This window comes from Belnapia mucosa (assembly GCF_016775475.1).
GTDB lineage: Bacteria > Pseudomonadota > Alphaproteobacteria > Acetobacterales > Acetobacteraceae > Belnapia > Belnapia mucosa.
In genome coordinates this window covers 53966-70455 of record NZ_JAEUXJ010000013.1, presented here as the reverse complement: position 1 = coordinate 70455, position 16490 = coordinate 53966, and the positions used below count along the sequence as shown (strand labels likewise).

Annotated in this window: 15 protein-coding genes; 8 read left to right on the top strand and 7 right to left on the bottom strand. The window is 71.3% G+C overall.

Going from position 1 to position 16490, the window contains the following annotated elements; genetic code table 11:
* Window positions 1-25 precede the first annotated feature (25 nt).
* Window positions 26-667, bottom strand: a complete 642-nt coding sequence (locus JMJ55_RS23380; protein WP_202828030.1) for a class I SAM-dependent methyltransferase — start codon at window positions 665-667, stop codon at window positions 26-28.
* Window positions 664-1599 carry a 4-hydroxybenzoate octaprenyltransferase gene (gene ubiA, locus JMJ55_RS23375; protein ID WP_202828029.1) on the bottom strand — a complete coding sequence of 312 codons (936 nt, stop codon included), beginning with the start codon at window positions 1597-1599 and terminating at the stop codon, window positions 664-666. The genes JMJ55_RS23380 and ubiA overlap by 4 nt, the downstream gene beginning before the upstream one ends.
* On the opposite strand from ubiA, the gene JMJ55_RS23370 reads away from it, so the two are divergent.
* From JMJ55_RS23370 to JMJ55_RS23360, 3 genes are all read left to right on the top strand, one after another.
* Complete coding sequence (locus JMJ55_RS23370; RefSeq protein WP_202828028.1) at window positions 1592-2314, top strand: 16S rRNA (uracil(1498)-N(3))-methyltransferase; 723 nt, start codon at window positions 1592-1594, stop codon at window positions 2312-2314. The genes ubiA and JMJ55_RS23370 overlap by 8 nt on opposite strands.
* Before the next feature lie 65 nt (window positions 2315-2379).
* A complete protein-coding gene (locus tag JMJ55_RS23365) occupies window positions 2380-3735 on the top strand; it encodes a glutamate--cysteine ligase (RefSeq protein ID WP_202828027.1) in 1356 nt (451 codons plus the stop codon).
* A 56-nt stretch (window positions 3736-3791) separates the two neighbouring features.
* Window positions 3792-4334: a TspO/MBR family protein gene (locus tag JMJ55_RS23360; protein ID WP_202828026.1), complete on the top strand. Its 543-nt coding sequence runs from the start codon at window positions 3792-3794 to the stop codon at window positions 4332-4334.
* Here JMJ55_RS23360 and JMJ55_RS23355 read toward each other — a convergent pair.
* Genes JMJ55_RS23355 through JMJ55_RS23340 form a run of 4 tightly spaced genes read right to left on the bottom strand, consistent with a single transcriptional unit; the run spans window position 4288 to window position 11859 of the window.
* Window positions 4288-4758: a GNAT family N-acetyltransferase gene (locus tag JMJ55_RS23355; RefSeq protein WP_202828025.1), complete on the bottom strand. Its 471-nt coding sequence runs from the start codon at window positions 4756-4758 to the stop codon at window positions 4288-4290. The two genes, JMJ55_RS23360 and JMJ55_RS23355, sit on opposite strands and share 47 nt — an antisense overlap.
* Entirely contained in the window at window positions 4755-6191 is a 1437-nt protein-coding gene (gene tldD / locus JMJ55_RS23350) for a metalloprotease TldD (RefSeq protein WP_202828024.1), read from the bottom strand. Before tldD ends, JMJ55_RS23355 begins: the two co-directional genes overlap by 4 nt.
* A 20-nt stretch (window positions 6192-6211) precedes the next feature.
* Window positions 6212-10789 (bottom strand): PAS-domain containing protein, encoded by a 4578-nt coding sequence (locus JMJ55_RS23345; RefSeq protein WP_202828023.1) that lies wholly within the window; start codon window positions 10787-10789, stop codon window positions 6212-6214.
* A complete protein-coding gene (locus JMJ55_RS23340) occupies window positions 10786-11859 on the bottom strand; it encodes a COX15/CtaA family protein (RefSeq protein ID WP_202828022.1) in 1074 nt (357 codons plus the stop codon). The genes JMJ55_RS23345 and JMJ55_RS23340 overlap by 4 nt, the downstream gene beginning before the upstream one ends.
* Window positions 11860-11949: 90 nt before the next feature.
* Here JMJ55_RS23340 and JMJ55_RS23335 point away from each other — a divergent pair, with 90 nt between their 5' ends.
* Complete coding sequence (locus JMJ55_RS23335; RefSeq protein ID WP_202828021.1) at window positions 11950-12723, top strand: glycosyltransferase family 2 protein; 774 nt, start codon at window positions 11950-11952, stop codon at window positions 12721-12723.
* Window positions 12720-13391, top strand: coding sequence for a TVP38/TMEM64 family protein (locus tag JMJ55_RS23330; RefSeq protein ID WP_202828020.1), 672 nt, complete (start codon window positions 12720-12722; stop codon window positions 13389-13391). Before JMJ55_RS23335 ends, JMJ55_RS23330 begins: the two co-directional genes overlap by 4 nt.
* Before the next feature lie 13 nt (window positions 13392-13404).
* Here the strand turns inward: JMJ55_RS23330 and JMJ55_RS23325 are convergent, their stop codons facing one another.
* Entirely contained in the window at window positions 13405-13677 is a 273-nt protein-coding gene (locus JMJ55_RS23325; protein WP_202828019.1) for an usg protein, read from the bottom strand.
* Window positions 13678-13955: 278 nt separating this feature from the next.
* Here JMJ55_RS23325 and groES point away from each other — a divergent pair, with 278 nt between their 5' ends.
* From groES to JMJ55_RS23310, 3 genes are all read left to right on the top strand, one after another.
* Window positions 13956-14267 (top strand): co-chaperone GroES, encoded by a 312-nt coding sequence (gene groES / locus JMJ55_RS23320; RefSeq protein WP_202828018.1) that lies wholly within the window; start codon window positions 13956-13958, stop codon window positions 14265-14267.
* 103 nt (window positions 14268-14370) lie between these two features.
* Window positions 14371-16017, top strand: coding sequence for a chaperonin GroEL (gene groL / locus JMJ55_RS23315; RefSeq protein ID WP_043358938.1), 1647 nt, complete (start codon window positions 14371-14373; stop codon window positions 16015-16017).
* 260 nt (window positions 16018-16277) lie between these two features.
* Window positions 16278-16481 carry a cold-shock protein gene (locus JMJ55_RS23310; RefSeq protein WP_043337601.1) on the top strand — a complete coding sequence of 68 codons (204 nt, stop codon included), beginning with the start codon at window positions 16278-16280 and terminating at the stop codon, window positions 16479-16481.
* Window positions 16482-16490: the final 9 nt, after the last annotated feature.

The window sequence follows — 16490 nt, the reverse complement described above, 5'->3', positions numbered from 1 at the left end:
AGCCTGGCCCCGCCGCGTGGCGGGATCAGGGCAGCAAGCGGGCGATCGTCACCTCGCGCGCGTCGCGGTCCTCCAACTCCCGCGTCACCGGCACAGTGAAGCGGGCCAGCTCCTGCAGCCCCTCGCGCGGGAGATAGGCGCGGCCGGGATCGGCCAGCCAGACCTCCGCCCCCGACGCCGCCATGGCGCGCAGCCAGGGCAGGATATGCGCGGTCATCGGCGCCTCGTAGCAGACATCGCCGGCCAGGATCAGGTCCCAGCGGCAGGGCGCGCCGACCACATCGCCCGTCTGCGCCTCGACCGCGGCGGCGTTCAGCGCCGCGTTGAGCCGCGTCGCGGCGATGGCGAGCGGATCGATCTCGGCGGCCTCGACCAGTGCCGCCCCGGCCCGCGCCGCGGCGATGGCGGCGAGGCCGCAGCCGGCAGCGAAATCCAGCACCCGGCGGCCGGCGACCCGCGCTGGCTGGTCGAGGATCAGCCGCGCCATGGCTTGGCTGCCGGGCCAGGCGAAGGCCCAGAAGGGCGGCTCGATCCCCTGCTGCGCCAGCCAGGCCTCGGTCGCCTGCCAGATGGGCGTGATCTCGGTCGCCAGATGGAGGCGGATCTCCGGCACCAGGGCCGGGGCGGCGATGGCGGTATGGGCGCGGAGGAATTCCTCCGCCGTCACAGCCGGCCGGCCAGGAAGGCCAGCGCGACGGCCAGCCCCGCTTCCCGATTCGCCTTGAAGAGCCGCAGGCACCCCGCCGGGTCGTGAATATCAATGGTCGCGACCTGCCGCGCCAGCAGCGCCGCCGGCAGCAGCAGGGCTGGCAGATAGGTCCAGGCGAGGCCGCCGACCCAGCCCGCCACGGCGAGCAGAAGCAGCGTCGCCGTGTAGCAGGCGGCGAGGAAGGGCCGCGTCCGCTCCCCCCAGCGCAGCGCCGTGCTGCCGATGCCGACCATGGCGTCGTCCTCGCGGTCCTGATGCGCATAGATCGTGTCGTAGCCGAGGATCCAGCAGAAGGCGGCGGCCCAGAGGATCAGGGCCAGCGCATCCACCTGGCCGGTGGTCGCCGCGATCCCCTCCGGCGCCGCCCAGGAGAAGGTGAGGCCGAGCATGGCCTGCGGCCAATTGGTCACCCGCTTGGCCAGCGGATAGAGCAGGATCGGCAGCAGCGAGGCGATGCCGAGCAGGATGGCGGTGCGGTTGAGCTGCACCAGCACCAGCAGCCCGATGGCGCAGAGCGCGGCGAGGAAGGCCAGCGCCTGGCGGGGCGTGACGGTGCCGGCCGCCAGCGGCCGGCCGCGGGTGCGTTCCACGCGGCGGTCGATGTCGCGGTCCCAGAGGTCGTTCACCACGCAGCCGGCGCCGCGCATGGCGACCGCGCCGATGCCGAACAGGACTGCCAGCCGCAGCCCCTCGGCCCAGCCCGGCGCCGTCAGGGCGAAGGCCCAGAAGCCCGGCAGCACCAGCAGCCAGGAGCCGATCGGCCGGTCGAGCCGGGCCAGCAGCGCATAGGGCCGCCAGCCCTGGGGCAGATGCGCGACCCAGCCGCGCGTCTCGATATCGGTGAAGCCTTGCACGCGCCCTCTGTTCCAGCGAAAGGGCGCCATGTCCATCCCGCGGCTCTATCTGGATCAACCCCTGGCCGCCGGGGCGGCGGTGCCGACCAGTCCCGGCCAGGCGCATTACCTGGGCAGCGTCATGCGCCGCGCCCCGGGCGATGCCGTGCTGGTCTTCAACGGCCGGGACGGGGAGTGGGAGGCGCGGATCGAGGCCATCCGCAAGGATCGCTGCACCCTGCTGCCGGAACGGCAGACCCGGCCCCAGGCGACGGTGGCCGATACCCGCCTGCTGGTCGCCGCCCTGAAGCGGGACGCAATGGAATGGGTGGTGGAGAAGGCGACCGAGCTCGGCATCGGGACCATCCAGCCGGTCTTCACCCGCCGCAGCGTCGCCGACCGGGTGAACACCGCCCGCCTCGCCGCCATCGCGCAGGAGGCGGCGGAGCAATGCGAGCGGCTGGACCTGCCGCGGATCGGCGCGCCGCAACCTTTGCCGGCCCTGCTCGATTCCTGGGACGGGGTGCCGCTGCTGGTCGGGGCGGAGCGGGGGGATCGGCCCCCGCTGGCCCGGATTGCCCAGGGATTGCACGCTCCCTGGGCGTGGCTTGTCGGGCCGGAGGGGGGGTTCGATCGGCTGGAGCTTGACGATCTGGCCCGGCGTGCCTTTGTTTCGACCGCTGGCCTCGGCCCCCGCATCCTGCGGGCGGAGACGGCGGCGGTCGCGGGGCTGGCCCTTCTCCAGGCGCTGGCGGGCGACGGATCGGATTAGCCGACATCGATTGGCGTATGGCATTGGGCAACTCCGCCCGGGCCGGGACATGACGGAAGGGCAGGATGTCCAATCCTGGCGAAGCGGATCTGACGCCCATCACCGACCGGCGGCAGCTCGCCGCCTGGTTCGCCGCCGGCTGCAAGCCGCGCGGCGACTGGGGGGTCGGCACCGAGCACGAGAAATTCGGCTTCTTCCGCGATGACTATGCGACCCCTGCCTATGAGGCGGAGGGGCGCACGGGCGGCATCCGCGCCATCCTGGAAGGGCTGCAGGCCCGCGGGTGGGAGCCCATCCTCGATGGCGGCAACCCGATCGGGCTGAAGCGCGGCGGCGCCTCGATCAGCCTGGAGCCGGCCGGGCAGCTCGAGCTCTCGGGCGCGATCGTGTCCGATCTGCATGCGACGCGGCTGGAGCTGGAGGCGCATCTGCGCGAGGTGCATGCGGTGACGGCGCCGATGGGGATCGGCTTCGCCCCACTCGGCTTCCACCCGACGCATAGCCGCGCCGAGATGCCCTGGATGCCGAAGGGCCGCTACGCGATCATGCGACGCTACATGCCGACGGTGGGCTCGCTCGGCCTCGACATGATGCAGCGCACCTGTACGGTGCAGGCCAATCTCGACTATGGCGACGAGGCCGACATGGTCGAGAAGCTGCGGATCTCGCTGGCCCTGCAGCCGGTGGCGACCGCGCTGTTCGCCAATTCCCCCTTCACCGAGGGTAGGCCGAACGGCTTCCGCAGCATGCGGGCGCAGGTCTGGACCGATACCGACGGGGCCCGCACCGGCATCCCCGGCGTGGTCTTCGAGGATGGCTTCGGCTTCGAGCGCTTCGCCGCCTGGCTGCTCGACGTGCCGATGTATTTCGTCATGCGCGAGGGGAAGTGGCTGGATGCGGCCGGGGCCAGCTTCCGCCATTTCCTCGATGGCCGGCTGGACATCCTGCCCGGCGAGCGGGCGACGATCGGCGATTTCGCCGACCATGTGACGACCGCCTTCACCGATGTGCGGCTGAAGCGCTTCCTCGAGATGCGCGGCTCGGATGCCGGCAGCGCGGCGATGATCGTCGCCAAGCCGGCGCTCTGGGTCGGGCTGCTCTATAACGATGCGGCGCAGAAGGCGGCCTCGGCGCTGATCCGCGGCTGGACGGTCGAGGAGCTGCGCGCGCTCCGCGCCGCCGTGCCGCGGGAGGCGTTGGGCGCCACCATCCGTGGCCGCAGCGTGCGCGACGTGGCGCGGGACATGGTGGCCATCGCCCGCGACGGGCTGCGGGCGCGGGGCCTCGGCGAGGAGGTCTATCTGGCGCCGCTCGACGAGATCGTCGCCAGCGGGCTGACCCAGGCCGACCGGCTGCTGCACCTGTATGACCGCGCCTGGGGCGGCGATGCGGCCCGCGCCCTGCCCTTCGCCGAGGTCTGAGCGGAACCGGGACCCCGCCCTGCGGGTTCCCCCTCCGCGAGGGTCGGAGGCGGCGAATGGACGGGTCCCTGATGCGGGCGGCGGTGCCGCAGGGCGGGAATGCCGGGGGGCTCGGCCTCGGGCTGGTGCTGACCGGCGGAGCGGTGCTGGCCTCCGCCCTGGTCTCGGCGCGATATTCGCCCTCTCCGGCGCATGGCCGCATCCGGCGCGACTACAACCGGCTGGAGAAGCCGCCCTTCAACCCGCCCGATTCCGCCTTCGCCATCTGGGGGCCGCTCTACGCGCTGCTGACCCTCTCGGGCCTCAGGCTCTGGAATGCGCCGCGCGGGCCGGGGCGGGACCGGGCGCTGCTGCACTGGTTCGGTGCCCAGGGGCTGAACGCCCTCTGGCTATGGCTCGGCTTCGCCAGGCGGCGGCGCGGCGTGGCGACGCTGGAAGCGACGGCGACGGTTGTGAATGCCGCAGCCCTGGTCGATGCGGCGCGGCGCGTCGATCCGCCCGCGGCCTGGATGGCGCTGCCCTATGCCGGCTGGATCGGCTTCGCCGCCTTGCTCAGCGAGGAGTTGTGGCGACGGAATCGCGGACGGGTTTCGCCATGAAGACGCGGCTGAATCCCTTCTGCACCTCGCGCCCCGTCTCGGCATAGCCGCGGCGGGCATAGAGGGCGATGTTCCGCTCCATCAGCGCATTGGTGTAGAGCCGCACCTCCGGCAGGCCGCGCTGCGCCGCCTCGGCCTCCACGAAATCGAGCAGGAGGCGGCCCTCGCCGCGGCCCTGGCGGGCAGGGTCGACGGCGATGTTATCGAGCAGCAGGTGGTCGGCATGGCGCTCGATCACCACCAGGGCGACGGGCGCCCCGGCTTCCTCCAGCACCCAGGCCTCGCCGGCGGCGATGCGGGCGGCATAGTCGTCCTCCATCGGCATCGGGCGGCGGCCGATGACGGGCACCCAGGGGCCATAGGCCCGCTCGACGATCGCCGCGAGCAGCGGCGCTTCCTCGGCGCGGGCCAGGCGGATGGTCATACGGCGGTGCCGCCGACCGTGAGACCGGCGAGCTTCAGCGTCGGCTGGCCGACGCCGACGGGGACGCCCTGACCCTGCTTGCCGCAGGTGCCGATGCCCGGGTCGAGCGCCATGTCGTTGCCGACCATCGCCACCTTGGTCAGGCTGTCCGGCCCGTTGCCGATCAGCGTCGCGCCCTTCACCGGGGCGCCGATCTTCCCGTCCTCGACCAGATAGGCCTCCGAGGCGGAGAAGACGAATTTGCCGCTGGTGATGTCCACCTGCCCGCCGCCGAAATTCACCGCGTAAAGGCCGCGCTTGATGCTGCGCAGGATCTCCTCCGGTGCGTGCTCGCCACCCAGCATCACGGTGTTGGTCATGCGCGGCATGGGGATATGGGCGTAGCTCTGGCGGCGGCCGTTGCCGGTGGAGGCGACGCCCATGAGCCGCGCATTCTGCCGGTCCTGCAGGAAGCCCGTCAGGATGCCGTCCTCGATCAGCACGGTGCGGTTGGAGGGGGTGCCCTCGTCATCGACGGTGAGGCTGCCGCGGCGGTCCGGCATGGTGCCGTCATCCACCACCGTCACGCCCGGGGCGGCGATGCGCTGGCCGAGCAGGCCCGAGAAGGCGCTGGTCTTCTTGCGGTTGAAGTCGCCCTCCAGCCCGTGCCCGATCGCCTCATGCAGCAGGATGCCGGGCCAGCCCGGGCCGAGCACCACCTCCATCTCGCCGGCCGGGGCCGGGATGCTGTCGAGATTGACCAGCGCCTGGCGCAGCGCCTCATCGACCGCGCCCTGCCAGACCGCCTCAGTCAGGATGCGGGCATAGTCGAAGCGGCCGCCGAGGCCATGGCTGCCGGTCTCCCGCCGCCCGTCCTGCTCCACCACCACCGCGACATTGAGGCGAACGAGGGGGCGGATATCGGCAACGCGGGTGCCGTCGGGGCGGATGATCTGCACCGCCTGCCATTCGCCGAAGATCGAGGCCATGACCTGCTTCACCCGCGGGTCGCGGCCGCGGGCGAAGGCGTCGATCTCGCCGAGGAGGGCGGTCTTGGCGCCGAACTCCATCAGCGCCAGCGGATTGCCATCGGCATAAAGCCGGGCATTGGTCGAGCGCGGGGCGAGGTCCAGCGTGCCGGAATGGCCCTGCCGCACCGCGCCGACCGTCTCCGCCGCGCGCTTCAGCGCGGCTTCCGAGAATTCGCCGGAATGGGCATAGGCGGCGGCCTCGCCGGCGACGGCGCGCAGGCCGAAGCCGCGGGTCGCATCGAAGGTGGCCGAACGGATGCGGCCGTCATCGAGGGAGATGCCCTCGCTCTCGCGGTATTCGAGGAAGAGCTCGCCGTCATCGGCGCCGGCCAGCGCCTCCCGCACCTGGCGCTCGGTGCCGTCGCGGTCGAGTTCGGTGAAGAAGAGACGGTCGGTGACCGAGAGCGGCGTATCGAGCGGCATGGGGAGGGCTCTCCGGAAGTTCAGTCGGCCAGCAGGCGGGAGGGGGGGAAGCGGAGCACCGCGGTGGTGCCGGCGCCCGGGATGCTCTCGAGCGTGAGGGTCGCCCCCTGCGCCTCGGCCAGGGCACGGGACAGATATAGGCCGAGGCCGGAGCCGGGGAAGCGGCGGGAGAGCGAAGAGTCGAGCTGGGTGAAGGGTTCGAAGGCGCGCGGGATGTCGGCGGCGGCGATGCCGATGCCGGTATCGGTGACGCGCAGCACCAGGTCGCCCCCCGGCTCCAGCGCCGCATCGAGGATGACGGAGCCGCCGGCGGGGGTGAATTTCACCGCATTCGCCAGCAGGTTGAGCAGCACCTGGCGCAGCCGCAGCGCATCCGCCCGGACCCGCGGCAGGCGGGGCGGCAGCGCCGCCTGCACCGTCACGCCGGCCGTGGCCGCGGTGGCCTGCATCATCTGCACCGCACCCTCGCCGGTCGCCACCGCATCGACCTCGCCCTCGGTGACGGTGAAGCCGGTGGTCTCCGACCGGGTCACGTCGAGGATGTCGTCGATGAGCGAGAGGAGGTGCCGCCCGGCCTCGCGGATCGACTGGATGTATTCGTCGCGCCGGGCGGGGTCCCTGTCGAACTGATAGGCTTCCGAGAAGCCGATGACCGAATTGAGCGGCGTGCGCAGCTCATGGCTCATGGTGGCGAGGAAGCGGGACTTGGCGCGGTTCGCCGCCTCCGCCGCGTCGCGCGCCCGTTCCAGTTCCCGCTGGCTGTTCAGCTCCTCGGTGATGTCGCGGTAGCTGCGGATATAGCCGACGCCACCGACGCTGTCGGTGGTGACGACCATGGTGCTGCCATCGGGCATGGTGCGGCGCCGGGAATAGGGCACCGGCCAGGGGCGGTCGGTCGGCACCAGGGCCAGCGCCTCCTCCAGCCCGGCGGGATCGAAGACGCCGTTCTCCGCCTGGACCCGGATGAGGGTCTGGATCGGCATGCCGGAGTGGATCATCTCGACGGGCAGGCCGTTGAGCTGGGCGGCGATGCCATTCGCCGCCAGCACCCGGCCCTCCGTATCGAACAGGACGATGCCCTGCCGGCTGTTGTCCAGCATGGCCTGCAGCATGGCGGCGCGGCTCCGTGCCTCCTGCTCGGCCCTGGCCAGGGCGGTGACATCGGTGAGGGTGACGACGAAGCCGCCCTGCGGCGTCGGGTCGCTGATGAGCTCGATCACCTGGCCATCGGGCCGGCGGAGGCTGCGCTGCTGCGGCTGGCTGAAATCCAGGCTGCGCAGGATCGCCGCCGCCTCCGGCCCCAGCACGCCGCCGGCGGCTGCCTCGGCCAGGATCTCCTCGATCGGTCGGCCGGGCCGGTGCGCACCGGTCGGCAGGCCGTTCAGCCGGTCGGCCAGCGCATTGGCGGCGACCACGCATCGCTGGGCATCGAACAGCGCGATGCCGTGCCGCATGCTGTCCAGCATGAGCTGGAGCAGCGCGGCGCGGTCGGCGGCGGAGCTCTGCGCCTGCATCAGCTCCGTCACATCGGTATGGGTGGCGACGAAGCCGCCCTTCGGCACCGGGTTGGAGGAGATTTCCAGGATCCGCCCCTCCGGTGTCCGCCGGAGGTAGCGGAAGGGCTCGGACCGGTCGCGCTCGCGCATCTTGAGGATGGCGGCGGTTTCCTCGGGGGTGCCGAGCGCGCCTTCGGCCTCCTGGCTGGCGCCAAGCTCCGCGAGCGACATGCCGGGACGGAGAGGTTCCCCCTTGGGACCGATCAGCTCCTCGGCCAGGTGATTGAAGGCGATCAGCCGGCGGTCGGGCCCGAAATAGGTGATGCCGTGCCGGATGTTGTCGAGCATGACCTGGAGCAGGGCGGCGCGGTCCGAGGCCTCGGCCTTGGCCGCCTCCAGCTCCGTGATGTCGGTATGGGTGATGACGAAGCCGCCATCCGGCATCGGGTCGGAGCCGATATCGAGCACCCGGCCATCGGGAATGCGCCGCTGGTAGTGGTAGGAGCGCGAGCGGTCCTGCGCGATCACCGCATCGGCGATGCGAGAGGCCTCGGCCTCCGGCCCGAACTGGCCGCGCTCCTGCTGCTCGCGCACCAGCTCCTCCAGCCTGGAGCCGATGCGGGTGTCGAAATCCGGCATGCCGTTGAAGGAAGCGGCGAGGCGGTTGGCCAGCACCAGGCGGCGGTCCGGCCCATAGAGGGCAATGCCATGCCGCATATTGTCGAGCGTGGTGCGGAGGAGCGTGGCCCGCTGCCGCGCATTGGTTTCCGCCAGGGCCCGGGCGGTCACGTCGGAGAAGGTCACGACGAAGCCGCCATCCGGCGTCGGGTCGCTGTACACCTCCACCACCCGGTCATCCGGCATGCGGCGGGTGCGGAGCCAGGACTTGTCACGGTTCACCGAGAGCAGCCCGGCGAGGATCTCATCCGCCTTCGGCCCCTCGCCATACATGCCGCGGGCATGCTGGCTGCGGAGCTGGTCGTCGAGCAGCGTGCCGGGCTCCAGCTCCTCCGGCGCCAGTCCGCCGATCTCCATGGCGAGCGCATTGGAGGCGAGCAGCCGGCGGTCCGGGCCGAACAGCAGGATGCCGTGCCGCATATGGTCGAGGGCGGCGCGCAGCATGGCGGCGCGGCTCTCGGCCGCCTCCTCGGCCGCGGCGAGCAGGGTGACGTCGGTGAAGGTGATGGCGAAGCCGCCATCCGGCGTCGGGTCTGAATGGACATCGATCAGGCGGCCGCTGGCGCCGCGGCGCAGGTAGCGGTGCGGCAGGCTCCGGTCGAGGGCGAGCAGGCGCTGCACCTCCTCCTCCGGATCGGGGCCGAGGCCGCCGATCGAGGCCTGGTAGCGGATCACCTCCTCATAGGACATGCCCGGCCACACCGGCGCCTCCGCCGGGTCGTTCGGGACGGGGACGAGGCCGGTCGGATCGGTGACGCGGTTGACCGCAACGAGGCGGTGGTTGGCGTCATAGAGGGCGATGCCATGGCGCATGGCCTGCAGCATGGTCTGCTGCACCTCCCCGCGCCGGCGGGCCTCGGCCTCGGCCCGGGCGAGGGCGGTGACATCGGCGATGGTGATGACGAAGCCGCCATCCGGCATCGGGTCGGAAGCGATGTCGAGCATCCGGCCGTCGCGGGAGGGGCGGGTGTAGCGCAGCGGAAGGCTGCGGTCGGCGGTGCGGGCCTGGGCCGCGAATTGCGCGTCCAGCGCCCGGTCGCCCGAGGCGTTCGCGGCACACTGGGCGTCGATCATCGCATCGAGCGGGGTGCCGGGCCGCAGCGCTTCGGACGGGATGCCGCCGAGCTCGGCGATCAGCCGGTTGGCGGCGACCAGCCGGTGGTCGCGGTCGAACAGCGCGACGCCGTTGCGCATGTTCTCCAGCATGGCCTGCAAGGTGGCGGCCCGATGCTCGGCCGCCGCCTCGGCGCGGACCAGGGCGGTCACGTCGGTCCAGGTCTTGACGAAGCCTCCATCCGGCGTGGGGTCGGACCGCGAATCGACGATCCGGCCGTCGCGCAGGTGGCGGCGCATCCGGTGTGTGGTGGAACGGTCATGCCCGGAGGCGTCGCGGAAGGCCGCGAGCGCCTCCGCGCCCTCGCCGAAGGCGCCCCGGCTGAACTGGATGGCGACGATCTCGCCGATGCTCATGCCCGGATGCATCTCGTCCGGCGTCAGGCCGGCGAGCTCGATGGCGAGGTCATTGGCAATGACCAGCCGCCTATCCGGGCCGAACAGGGCGATGCCATGATGCATCGTCTCCTGCATGGTTTGCAGCAGCTGGGCGCGGCGCTTCGCCTCGCCCTCGGCGGCCAGCACCCGGGTGATGTCGATATGGGTGATGATGAAGCCGCCATCCGGCATCGGCACCGATCGGACATCCAGCACCCGGCCATCCGGCTTCACCCGCGTCTGGGCGCGGGGGCGGGAGCGGTCATAGGTCAGCGCGTCCAGCGCCAGGCGGTGCTCCTCGGTGGTGCCGAATTCGCCATGCGCCAGCAGTTCGGCGATGACCTCGTCCAGGAGCCGGCCGGGGCGGATCGAGCCGGGCGGCAGGCCGGTCAGTTCGGCCGCCAGCGCATTGGCGAAGCGCAGCCGGCGATCCGGCCCATAGACGGCGACGCCGTGATGCAGCGCGTCGAGCGTGGCGCGCAGCAGCGCCGCCTGCTCGCGCAGCTCGGCCTCGGCGGCGGCGCGGCCGGTGATGTCGGTATGGGTCAGGACGAAGCCGCCATCGGGCGTCGGGTCGGAAGTGATCTCCAGCACGGTCCCGTCCGGCCGGGTGCGGATATAGCGGCTTGGCTGGCTGCGATCATGGGCGAGGGCGAGCGCATAGGTCGTGGCGGCGGTCTCGCCGGTGCCGTATTCCCCGGCCGCCGCCTGGGCGGCGATATGCTCGGCGAGGGTGGTGCCGGGACGGGTCGCCTCCTCGCCGAGGCCGGCATAGCGGACGGCGAGGCGGTTCGCCGCGACCAGCCGGCCCTGCCGGTCATACAGCGCGATCCCGTGATGCATACTGTCCAGCAGGACCTGAAGCAGGCCGGCCGGCCCCGTTTCCGCCTCGATCGGCGCTGTCTGGGTGGGGCTCGGCGGCGCCTCGATCATCCTAACCTCTCCGGGGCGCGCAGCCCGTGCAGCGCGATCAGTGCCGTGGCGAGCACCAGGACCGCGGAGGCCTGGTGCAGCGTCCCGAGCCAGACTGGCACAACCGCCAGTAGCGTCGCCACCCCGAGTCCATACTGCCAGAGGGTTGCCGCGCCGAGGGCGAGGCAGGCGGTGCGGGCGAAGCCCGGCGGCAGCCGGGCCCAGGCGCGGGCGGCGGCGCCGAGCGCGGCCAGGCCGGCCAGGGTCGCCAGCAGGCGATGGTTGAACTGCACTGCAGCGATGTTGAGGGTGAGGTTGGTCCAGGCCGGGGCGAGCTGCCAGTAGCCCTCCGGCACCAGCCTTCCTTCCATCAGCGGGAAGGTGTTGTAGGCGAGGCCGGCGCGGTTGCCGGCGACGAAGCCGCCCGCCAGCATGGCCGCGACCACCAGCCAGGCCGCCGCCTTCACCTGCCGGCGGAGGCTGGCCACGCCCGGCGCCGTGCCGGACCCGGTCCGCAACAGGCCGAGCCCGGTCCAGAGCAGTGCGGCGAAGAGGCCGAGCGCCAGGCCGAGATGCATCACCAGCCGATAGGGCGAGACGGTGGTGCGATCCGCCTCGAACCCGCTGGCCACCATGAACCAGCCGACCGCGCCCTGCAGCCCGCCGAGCACCAGCAGCAGCAGCAGCCGGCCCCGATATCCCGCCGGGATGCGCCCGCGCAGCCAGAACCAGGCCAGCGGCAGGGCATAGGCAAGGCCGATCAGCCGGCCCCAGAGCCGGTGCGCCCATTCCAGCCAGAAGATCTGCTTGAACCCCTCCAGCCCGAAGCCCTGATTGACCAGCGCATATTGCGGGATGGTGCGGTAGAGATCGTAGAGCCGGTTCCACTCCGCTTCCGACAGCGGGGGCAGCGTGCCCGAGAGCGGCGCCCATTCCATGATGGACAGGCCGGAGCCGGTGAGGCGGGTGGCGCCGCCGAGGGCGACCATGACCCAGACCATGCCGGCCACGGCCAGCAGCCAGAGGGCGACGGAGCGGCGGTCGGCCCGGGCACGCGCCTCGGCCGACGGAAGGGGAACATCGAACGGCATGGGTTCCATATAGGCGAAGCCGGCCGTCTGGGCACGCCTTCCATGGCGGATGCTTGCCCTCGGCGGGTCCGGCTGCTACCGGGCGGCGCCATGCCATCCGCCCCCGACGCGGCCGGAGCCGCGGCGGCCCCGGCGCAACCCCTGCTTTCGGTCGTCATCCCGGTCCGCAACGAGGCGCCGAACATCGCGCCCCTGGTGGCCGAGATCGAGGCGGCCCTGGCCGGGCTGCCGCATGAGATCGTCTATGTGGATGACGGCTCCTCGGACGCGACGCCCGAGGCGCTGCGCGAGGCGGCGCGGGCGGCGCCGCTCCGGCATCTGCGGCACCGGGCAAGCTGCGGGCAATCGGCCGCCGTCGTCACCGGGGTGAAGGCGGCGCGCGGCGCCTGGATCGCCACCCTGGATGGCGACGGGCAGAACGACCCGGCCGACATCCCCCGGCTGCTGGCGCGGGCGCAAGCCGAGATGCAGGGCAAGGGGGGGCCGGTGCTGGTCGCAGGCCACCGGGTGATGCGGCGGGACAGCTGGGTGAAGCGGCGATCCAGCCGCATCGCCAACCGCATCCGCGCCCGGCTGCTGGGCGATGCGACGCCGGATACCGGCTGCGGGCTGAAGGTCTTCCCCCGCGCGCTCTTCCTCGACCTGCCGCATTTCGACCATATGCACCGCTTCCTGCCGGCCCTCGTCCTGCGCCAGGGCGGGCGGGTGGTGAGCGAGCCGGTGAACCACCGGCCGCGGGTGCGCGGGAGTTCCAATTACGGGACGCTGGACCGGCTGGCGGTCTCGATCTTCGACCTGTTCGGCGTCGCCTGGCTGCAGCGCCGCGGCGCCCGCCCCGTGATCGAGGCCCAGTCCGAGACATGAGCGAGCGGGCGCGCGCCGTCGCCAAGCTGCTGGTGCTGGCGGTGGGGCTGGTGGCGGCGGGGCTGCTGCTGCGGGCGCTCGGCGCGATGCTCGGGACGGAATGGGTGGACCGCACCATTCGCGGCCGGGGGCTGTGGGGGGAGGCGATCTTTCTGCTGGTCGGCCTGGCGGCGACGGCGGTCGGCATTCCGCGCCAGGGCGTCGCCTTCCTCGGCGGCTATGCCTTCGGCGCGGTGGTCGGGACGGGGCTGTCCCTGGTCGCGCAACTGCTGGGCTGCGCGCTGTCCTTCGCCTGGGCCCGGCTGGTCGGGCGGGGCTGGGCGGAGCGGCGGCTGGCGGGGCGCTTCGGGCGGCGGCTTCGGCCGCTGCGGGATGCGCTGGCGGCCAGCCCCTTCGGCGCGACGCTGGCGTTGCGGCTGCTGCCGCTCGGCAACAACCTGGCGCTGAACCTGCTGGCCGGGATGGCGGGCATCGCGCTGGTGCCCTTCCTCGCCGCCTCGGCCATCGGCTACCTGCCGCAGACGCTGGTCTTCGCGCTGCTCGGCAAGGGGGTGCGGGTGGACGGCGCCTGGCAGCTCGGGCTCTCGGCCCTGCTGCTGCTCGGCTCCGTGCTCATCGGCTTCGGCCTGTTGCGTCGGCACCGGGCGGGGCGGGCGCTGGAGGAGTAGCGCCCGCCACCGCTCAGTGCAGGACGAACTGGCCGTTGGCGAAGCGCAACTCGGCCGGGCGCGTCAGCGCAGCGGAGGCGACGCGGACGGAATGCAGCGGCCCCTCGATCTCGCGGCGCCAGAATTCAAGGAAGCGGGAGAGTTCGGGAAAGGCCGGGGCATGATCGACCTTCTGCCAGACGAAGGTCTGCAGCACGCCCGGATGGTCGGGCAGGTGATAGAGGATCTCGGCGGTGGTGAGCCGCCAGTCGGGGATGCGGACGAAGCGTTCGAGGCTGTGCAGCACGCAACACGATCCTTCTTCTCGGTGCCAGCCGTTCCGGCCGGCGATTTCCTCCGCCTCTGCAACGCCGAGCTTGCCACGTCTTTCCGGGTGGCTTGCAACACAATTGTGGAATTTCAGTAGCTTGGCACTCGCACTCGGAGAGTGCTGCAAATCCCTTGACGCCCGCGCGAGCCTGCCCTAGATCGCTGGCACTCCTCCGGGGTGAGTGCTAGCGGTCCCGCTGGCGCCTCCCGGTGGGGGGACCCATTCCTTGAGAATAGGCCAGGAGAGGACCGCATATGAGCTTCCGTCCCCTGCATGACCGCGTTCTCGTCCGTCGCGTGACGGCCGAGGAGAAGACCCGCGGCGGCATCATCATCCCCGACACCGCCAAGGAGAAGCCGCAGGAAGGCGAGGTTATCGCCGTCGGTTCCGGCACCCTGAACGACAAGGGCGAGCTCCGCGCGCTCGACGTGAAGGCCGGCGACCGCATCCTGTTCGGCAAGTGGTCGGGCACCGAGGTGAAGCTCGATGGTGAGGAGCTCCTCATCATGAAGGAGTCCGACATCATGGGCATCCTCGACAACGCTTCCGTCGCGAAGGCCGCCTGAGCAAACGCTCCGAGGTCTGACACTCGTCAACACTGGCCGACGGGACCGCGCCAGGGCACCTAGCCCAGGCAGCGGCCGGACGCCGAACCAATGAGGTACATACATGGCTGCGAAGGACGTTAAGTTCGGCGCCAATGCGCGCGACCGCATGCTGCGTGGCGTGGACATCCTGGCCGACGCCGTGAAGGTGACGCTCGGTCCCAAGGGCCGCAACGTCGTCATCGACAAGAGCTTCGGCGCGCCGCGGATCACCAAGGACGGCGTGACCGTCGCCAAGGAGATCGAGCTGGCCGACAAGTTCGAGAACATGGGCGCGCAGATGGTGCGCGAAGTGGCCTCGAAGACCAACGACCTGGCCGGTGACGGCACCACCACCGCGACCGTGCTCGCCCAGGCGATCATCCGCGAGGGCGCCAAGGCCGTGGCCGCCGGCATGAACCCGATGGACCTGAAGCGCGGCATCGACAAGGCCGTCTCCTCCGTCGTGTCCGAGCTCGAGGCGAAGACCCGCAAGATCACCACCTCCGCCGAGGTCGCTCAGGTCGGCTCCATCTCCGCCAATGGCGAGACCGAGATCGGCGAGATGATCGCGCAGGCGATGGAGAAGGTCGGCAACGAGGGCGTCATCACGGTCGAGGAAGCCAAGAGCATCCAGACCGAGCTCGACGTCGTCGAGGGCATGCAGTTCGACCGCGGCTACGTCTCCCCGTATTTCATCACGAATGCGGAGAAGATGGTCGTCGAGATGGACAACCCCTACCTGCTGATCTTCGAGAAGAAGCTCAGCCAGCTGCAGCCGATGCTGCCGCTGCTCGAGGCGGTTGTGCAGTCCGGCCGTCCGCTCATCATCGTCGCCGAGGATGTCGAGGGCGAGGCGCTGGCCACCCTGGTCGTCAACAAGCTGCGCGGCGGCCTGAAGGTCGCGGCCGTGAAGGCGCCGGGCTTCGGCGATCGCCGCAAGGCGATGCTCGAGGACATCGCCATCCTGACCGGCGGTGAGGTGATCTCCGAGGATCTCGGCATCAAGCTCGAGAGCGTGACGCTCGCCCAGCTCGGCCGCGCCAAGACGGTGCGGATCGAGAAGGAGAACACCACGATCGTCGACGGCGCCGGCGAGAAGTCCGCGATCCAGGGCCGCGTCGAGCAGATCAAGGCGCAGATCGAGGAGACCACCTCGGACTACGACCGCGAGAAGCTGCAGGAGCGCCTGGCGAAGCTGGCCGGTGGCGTTGCCGTCATCCGCGTCGGCGGCTCGACCGAGGTCGAGGTGAAGGAGCGCAAGGACCGCGTCGACGACGCGCTGCATGCGACCCGCGCCGCGGTCCAGGAAGGCATCGTGCCGGGTGGCGGCGTGGCGCTGCTGCGCGCCTCGACCAACCTCGGCCACCTGAAGGGCCTGAACAACGACGAGCAGGTCGGCATCGAGATCGTCCGTCGCGCCATCCAGGCGCCGGCGAAGCAGATCGCCGAGAATGCCGGCAAGGACGGCGCGGTCGTGGCGGGTGAGGTGCTGCGCACCGACACCTATGTCTTCGGCTACGACGCCCAGAAGGACGAGTACAAGGACCTCGTCGCCGCCGGCATCATCGACCCGACCAAGGTCGTGCGCACGGCGCTGCAGGATGCGGCCTCGGTCGCCTCGCTGCTGATCACCACCGAAGCCATGGTGGCCGAGCGTCCGGAGCGCAAGGCTCCGGCCGGTGGCCCCCCGGGCGGCGGCATGGGCGGCATGGGCGACATGGACTTCTGATCCAGCCCGCAAGGTTGATCGGAACAGGGGGGCGGGCCGCAAGGCCCGCCCCTTTTGCACGTGCGGAATGCTCACGAAATCGCGCGCGCGCCGTCGTTGACTTGGCCTGGGCGATCTGCGCCCACTGAATGGGCCAGCCGTTCTTGGCCCGCCTTGCCGTGCCCTCCCGGAGCCCTCCGGAGCCTTCAAGCCGATCAAGCCTGGCGGTTACCGCACGGGCGATCGGCGCCCGTGCCCTATGCAAGGGAGGGGTGCGACGCATGGCGATCGGCACCGTGAAGTGGTTCAACGCAACCAAGGGCTTCGGCTTCATCGTTCCGCAGGACGGCGGCAAGGATGTCTTCGTGCACATCACCGCCGTGCAGAAGGCCGGGCTGCAGGGCCTGAACGAGAACCAGAAGATCAGCTATGAAGTGGTGATGGAGCGCGGCAAGGCAGCCGCCGCGAACCTCAAGCCGCTCTGACGTAATTCG

Bases quoted from the DNA above. Each gene is read 5' to 3' on its own strand.
- JMJ55_RS23345 (WP_202828023.1), bottom strand. From the start codon at position 10,789: ATGATCGAGGCGCCGCCGAGCCCCACCCAGACAGCGCCGATCGAGGCG.
- ubiA (WP_202828029.1), bottom strand. From the start codon at position 1,599: ATGGACATGGCGCCCTTTCGCTGGAACAGAGGGCGCGTGCAAGGCTTC.
- JMJ55_RS23310 (WP_043337601.1), top strand. From the start codon at position 16,278: ATGGCGATCGGCACCGTGAAGTGGTTCAACGCAACCAAGGGCTTCGGC.
- JMJ55_RS23335 (WP_202828021.1), top strand. From the start codon at position 11,950: ATGCCATCCGCCCCCGACGCGGCCGGAGCCGCGGCGGCCCCGGCGCAA.
- groL (WP_043358938.1), top strand. From the start codon at position 14,371: ATGGCTGCGAAGGACGTTAAGTTCGGCGCCAATGCGCGCGACCGCATG.
- JMJ55_RS23330 (WP_202828020.1), top strand. From the start codon at position 12,720: ATGAGCGAGCGGGCGCGCGCCGTCGCCAAGCTGCTGGTGCTGGCGGTG.
- JMJ55_RS23355 (WP_202828025.1), bottom strand. From the start codon at position 4,758: ATGACCATCCGCCTGGCCCGCGCCGAGGAAGCGCCGCTGCTCGCGGCG.
- groES (WP_202828018.1), top strand. From the start codon at position 13,956: ATGAGCTTCCGTCCCCTGCATGACCGCGTTCTCGTCCGTCGCGTGACG.
- JMJ55_RS23340 (WP_202828022.1), bottom strand. From the start codon at position 11,859: ATGCCGTTCGATGTTCCCCTTCCGTCGGCCGAGGCGCGTGCCCGGGCC.
- JMJ55_RS23365 (WP_202828027.1), top strand. From the start codon at position 2,380: ATGTCCAATCCTGGCGAAGCGGATCTGACGCCCATCACCGACCGGCGG.
- tldD (WP_202828024.1), bottom strand. From the start codon at position 6,191: ATGCCGCTCGATACGCCGCTCTCGGTCACCGACCGTCTCTTCTTCACC.
- JMJ55_RS23360 (WP_202828026.1), top strand. From the start codon at position 3,792: ATGGACGGGTCCCTGATGCGGGCGGCGGTGCCGCAGGGCGGGAATGCC.
- JMJ55_RS23370 (WP_202828028.1), top strand. From the start codon at position 1,592: ATGTCCATCCCGCGGCTCTATCTGGATCAACCCCTGGCCGCCGGGGCG.